The sequence below is a fragment of the Streptomyces sp. SID3343 genome (assembly GCF_009865215.1).
In the GTDB taxonomy this organism is placed as follows: domain Bacteria; phylum Actinomycetota; class Actinomycetes; order Streptomycetales; family Streptomycetaceae; genus Embleya.
On the sequence record NZ_WWJX01000367.1, the window covers coordinates 1 to 3,816 of the forward strand.

The window sequence follows — 3,816 nt, forward strand, 5'->3', positions numbered from 1 at the left end:
GCGCAGTTCGGGGCCGCCGAGCACGGTGCCCAGGACGGTGCGCCGGGACGCGGCGGCGGCGACCGCCTCGAACGGGGCGGGCGGTGCGACGGGGGCGTCCGAGCTGAACGCGAAGGACGTGCCGGCGGCGGCGAGCAGACCGCTGGGGTTGTAGCGGTGGCCGAGTTCGCCGAGGGCGGTGATCGTGCCGTCGCCGGTGCGCAGGTGATGCTGCGGCTGGAGGCACGCGTGTACGCCGAGGTCGCGCATGCGGGCGATCTCGTCGTCGGTGGGCAGGCCGCAGTGTTCGACGCGGTGCCGCGGGTCGGGGCGCGGGGTGTCCGCCTGGGCCTTCTCGACGGCGTCGAGGACCATGCCGATGGCGTACGGGGATTGGGCGTGCGTGGCGGTCTGGAGGCCGGCGCGGTGGGCGCGCAGGACGAGGTCGGCGTACTCCGCGGGGTCGTGGTACAGCTGGCCGTGGTGGCAGCAGTCGTGGGCGTAGCCGTCGGGGAAGTACGCGGTCCAGCCGCCGAGGGTGCCGTCGGCGTACAGCTTGATGCCCTGGACGCGGAAGAGGTCGTCGCCGAGGGTGCGGGTCAGGCCCAGTTCGAGGGCGGTGTCCAGGAGCGCCGAGGTCAGATAGGCCGACACCCGCATCCGCAGCGCGCCGCTGTCCCGGCCGCGCAGATACGCCTCCAGTTCGCGGCGCGACACCTGTGCGTCGCCGACCGTGGTCACGCCGGCGGCGAGGTAGGTCTCCTGGGCGCGGAGCAGGTGCCCGCGCATGACGTCCTCGGGGTCGTCGAGGTGGAAGTTCGGCCCGTGGTTGGTGATCTTGACGCCGTCGGGGCCGGTGAGCAGGTCGCACGCGCCGTCCCACAGTTCGCCGTTGGGCGTGCCGTCGGCGAAGCGGCCGATCCGGCCGCCGGCGGGGTCGGGGAGGCCGGCGGTGATGCCGTACTTGTTCAGCGTGTACGTGTTCACCACGCCGCCGTGGCCGGACGCGTTCATCACGTAGACCTCGCGGTCGGTCGCGACGCGGTCGAGGTCGCTCGCGTACGGGTGCCTGCCTTCGGCGAGGCGGCGGTGCTCGTAGCCGAAGCCGCGCAGCGGGGTGCCCGGTCGCAGGTCGGCGGCGAAGCGGGTGAGCGTGTCGACGAGGGTGTCGATGTCGCCGACCACTTCGGGCCGCAGGTCGGCCCACGCGAGGTTTTGCCCGTACATGACGGGGTGGCTGTGCGCGTCGGTGAAGCCGGGCAGGACGGTACGGCCGGCCAGGTCGACTTCGGCGTCGACGCGGCCGAGGGCGGCGCGGGCGTCGGCGGTGGTACCGGCGTGCACGATGCGTTCGCCGCGGATGGCCAGGGCCTCGACGCGGCCGTCGGGGCCGTGGGTGTGGATGGTGCCGCCGGCGACGAGGAGGGTGCGGTCGGGGTCGACGGTGGTGCCGAGGCTGGTGCTGCTGCCGGTGGTGGTGTGGGTGGACATGGCGGGCCCTTCGACGGCTGTGGTGAGGACGATTCGTCGGCGAAATGCGCTACGCCCTGACGTTTCGTCTGCGTGAAGGTTAAGTTAATGATGAATAGATCGCCAGGGGGTCAGTGGGCAAACTTTTCGGCAGGCGTGCGAAAGCCCGGCCGACGAAACGTCGGCCGGGCTCGGGGTTCGGCGGGGTCCGGCTCGACAGGGCTCGGCTCGGGGGCTTGGCTCGGGGGCTCGGCCCGGCGGCTCGGCTCGGCTCTGCTTGGTTCGGCTCTGCTTGGTTCGGCTCGGCTCGGCTCAGCCCTCTCGGCGCGGTGATCCGAGCGGCGGGCGGTGGCCGGTCAGGCCCCGTTGAGTAGATGCGTGTCGTAGCGCTCCTTGACCATGTCCAGGTGCAACCACGTCTCCACGTCGTGCACGCCGGGCAGCGCGCGCAACTCCTCCAGGGCGGCCAACACGTCGTCGGTCGACTCGCCGCCGACCGTACCGACCAGGTCCGCACGCCCCACGCACGCCGCGACGAACTGGACCCGGTCGTGGGCGGCGATCCGTTCGACGGTCCCGCCGGGTCCGGCCGCCGCGGCGGGGTCGGTCAGGCGCAGCGCGAAGCCGGTGAGTTGGCCGAGTCCGAGCATGCCGGGGCGGACCAGGGCCACCACGCGAAAGACGCCGGCGTCCAGCAGGCGCAGCGTGCGGGCGCGGGTCGCGCCGGGCGACAGGCCGATGCGCTGCGCGAGTTCGGCGAACGGCATCCGCCCGTCGGGCTGGAGTGCCTCCAGGATCACGCGGTCGATCCGGTCCAGGTCGAGCGGGTCGGGTTCGTCGGCGGGAGTGTACGGGTCCTTGACCACGCGGGTGTAGGGCGCGACGTCGACGGCGCGCACCCCGGGCAGCCTGCCCACCTCGGCCACCGCCGCCGCGAGGGACGCGAAGCTGTCCGTGCGCAGCTCGGCCACCACGGGCGCCCGCCCCGCGGTCATGGTCACGAATACCGACTCGGGAAGCCCCGCGACGGCGCGGGCGACGGGGGCGGCGGGGCCGTCCACGCCGATCGCCATGTGCGCCATGGTGGTGCGGCCGAGCACGAGCGGATGGACCACCCCGACGATGCGCACGAGGCCGGCGTCGAGCAGTCGCTGCACCCTGGCCCTGGCGGCCGCCCGGGAGAGGCCGACCCGGCCGGCGAGGGCCTCGTAGGTGAGCCTGCCGTCCTCCTGTAGCGCGTGGACCAGGTCCAGATCGGTACGGTCCAGTTGCACGGCGTGACTCCTTCGGGCTCCGAACGGCAGTTTGTCACAGGCCGGGCGGGGGTCGATCCGGGTCGGCCCGGCCGGTCGACCGCGTCCCCCGCCGGACGGGTCAGGGCGTACTCCCGCCCCGGCGGAGCGTTCCCATCCATCCTGTGCGTTCCCATGTGTGGACGGCGGGTCGATACTCGGGAGGGTCCGTACGCTCACCGACCGAGGAGAGCTCGTGCGCAAACATCGCAGGAACGACGGCGGCCACACCGGTACGACTCCCCCGCGCGATCTGCCGGGCGGACCCGAACTCGCGTCGCGCGCGAGCGCCTTGACCAAGACGTTCGGCGTCGACGACACCCGCGTCACAGCCGTGGACGCGGTCGACATCGGCATCGAACGGGGGCGCTTCACCGCCGTCATGGGGCCGTCGGGCTCGGGCAAGTCGACCCTGATGCACTGTCTGGCCGGCCTCGATTCGGTGACCAGTGGTCACATCTGGGTCGGCGATACCGAGATCACCGCGCTCAAGGACAAGGACCTCACCCAACTGCGCCGGGACAAGATCGGTTTCATCTTCCAGACGTTCAACCTGCTCCCGTACCTCACCGCGATGGAGAACATCGTGTTGCCGATGTCCATCGCCCACCGCAAACCGGATCAGGGCTGGCTCGACCAGGTCGTGGCCACTTTGGAGATCGGCGACCGGCTGCGCCACCGCCCCTCGCAGATGTCCGGCGGTCAGCAGCAACGCGTCGCATGCGCACGGGCGTTCGTGGGCCGCCCCGAGCTCATCTTCGCCGACGAGCCGACCGGCAACCTGGACTCGCACGCGGGCGCCGAGGTGCTCGGCGTACTCCGCCGCAGCGTCGACGAACTACGCCAGACCGTGGTCATGGTCACCCACGACCTGGTCGCCGCCTCCTACGCCGACCGCGTCGTCTTCCTCGGCGACGGCCACATCGTCGACGAGATGCACACCCCGACCCACGAACGCGTCCTGGAACGCATGAAGCGCTTCGACGCCACCACCCGTACGACCTGACCCGCGAAGCCGGCGCAGGCGGCGGGGCGTTGGGCGGGCTCGGTGGGCTGCCGACCGGCGGCGGCCCCG

3 protein-coding genes are annotated in these 3,816 nt (G+C 72.3%); 1 reads left to right on the forward strand and 2 read right to left on the reverse strand.

Translation table 11 applies throughout. The annotated features are described in order from the left end of the window. Both GT354_RS12210 and GT354_RS12215 read right to left on the reverse strand, forming a co-directional pair. A partial coding sequence (locus GT354_RS12210; RefSeq protein WP_161356315.1) for an amidohydrolase occupies positions 1 to 1,470 on the reverse strand: 1,470 nt, incomplete at its 3' end. A 335-nt stretch (positions 1,471 to 1,805) separates the two neighbouring features. After that, positions 1,806 to 2,723 (reverse strand): Lrp/AsnC family transcriptional regulator, encoded by a 918-nt coding sequence (locus GT354_RS12215; protein WP_161356316.1) that lies wholly within the window; start codon positions 2,721 to 2,723, stop codon positions 1,806 to 1,808. 271 nt (positions 2,724 to 2,994) lie between these two features. Here GT354_RS12215 and GT354_RS12220 point away from each other — a divergent pair, with 271 nt between their 5' ends. Then, positions 2,995 to 3,747, forward strand: coding sequence for an ABC transporter ATP-binding protein (locus GT354_RS12220; RefSeq protein ID WP_237534648.1), 753 nt, complete (start codon positions 2,995 to 2,997; stop codon positions 3,745 to 3,747). Positions 3,748 to 3,816: the final 69 nt, after the last annotated feature.